Here is a 1,657-nt window from a genome sequence, read left to right as displayed (position 1 = left end):
GTGGGGACAGGGTGTGGGGTGTGGGGTGTGGGGTGTAGGGTTTTACCGATTTTCACCTGGTCAATTACCTAGGGTCTGCTGAAAAAGTTTGTTGGTGGGGACAGGGTGTGGGGTGTGGGGTGTGGGGTGTAGGGTTTTACCGATTTTCACCTGGTCAATTACCTAGGGTCTGCTGAAAAAGTTTGTTGGTGGGGGCAGGGTGTGGGGTGTGGGGTGTAGGGTTTTACCGATTTTCACCTGGTCAATTACCTAATTTTCAGGGAAAAAGTCCCTGAATTTTCCCCCCGATCACTCCCATCTCTGGTACTTTTTGATTGATAAAAAGTCTAAAAGTCTTACCCAGCAAGGTTTTTATATTTATTCAGCAACCCCTATTTAACTTTTTCTAAGATCAACTTCGATCGCTTAACATTATCGGGTACAGGAATCGGATAATCACCATTAAAACAGGCAGTACAGAAGGTTTTCGGGTCTTCCTTCGTTGCTATTAACATTGCATCGTGACTAAGATAAGCTAAACTATCCACCCCGATTTGTGCCTGAATTTGCGCCACCGATTTAGTTGCCGCAATTAATTGCTCTTGGTTGTCCGTATCAATGCCATAAAAACAAGGATGAGTCACCGGAGGAGAAGATATTCTCATGTGAACTTCTCTTGCTCCGGCATCGCGTAAAGCTTTAACTAATTTCCGGCTAGTGGTTCCCCGCACGATCGAATCATCAACAATAATAACTCTTTTTCCCTGTAAAACATCCTTTAAAGGATTCAATTTCATCTTAATCCCCGACTCTCTCATGTGTTGGGTTGGTTGAATAAAAGTCCGTCCCACATAACGATTTTTAATCAATCCTTCCGCGTAGGGAATATCAGAAATGCGCGAAAATCCGATCGCAGCCGGAATACCCGAATCGGGAACTCCCATCACCATATCTGCTTCTACTGGCGACTCTTTGGCTAATTGTTCCCCCAAACGTACCCGATAAGTATATAAAGATTCCTCGTGGACAATGCTATCGGGACGGGCAAAATAAATCATCTCGAAAACGCATAATTTTTTCTCCGGTTTCATGGCCCAATCCACCGAAGATAAGCCATCTTCACTAATCCAAACTAATTCCCCCGGCTGCACATCCCGCAGATAATCGGCCCCGATAATATCTAATCCGCAGGTTTCCGAAGCTAAAACATAACGGGGGGGATTGCCTTCTTCTTGCAAAACCCCAATTACTAAGGGTCTGACACCATTGGGATCCCGCGCCCCGATAATTCCCGTCGGTGTGCCGATAACAAGGCTGTAAGCCCCGCTACAATAGCTAAAGGCATCGATCGCCGCTTCTATCCAATCCTTGCCACTATCCACTTCCTGGCCGATAGCGACGGCGATCATTTCCGAGTCGGTGGTGGTGACGAGATCACAACTGCGCTTTTCTAATACATTTCTTAACTCAAAAGTATTGACTAAATTGCCGTTATGTGCTAAGGAAAGTTTACCCAAACGGGTTTCGATCACAGCAGGTTGGGCATTGGCGCGACGGCTAGAACCAGTGGTAGAGTAACGAGTATGACCGACGGCGTGAGTACCCGGCAAGGTTTTAAGGACAGTTTCGTTAAAAACTTGGGAAACTAAGCCCATTTCTTTGTAACAATGCACCGTTT

General features: G+C 45.9%; 1 protein-coding gene. It reads right to left on the bottom strand.

Going from position 1 to position 1,657, the window contains the following annotated elements; all coding sequences use genetic code 11:
- Window positions 1-371 precede the first annotated feature (371 nt).
- The coding region (gene purF, locus PX481_RS09590; protein ID WP_288094485.1) for an amidophosphoribosyltransferase at window positions 372-1,657 on the bottom strand (1,286 nt) is incomplete at its 5' end.

The sequence above is a fragment of the Microcystis sp. M53603_WE2 genome (assembly GCF_030065435.1).
Note: the sequence above shows the minus strand (reverse complement) of the source record. Positions and strands in the feature narration are given on the sequence as shown.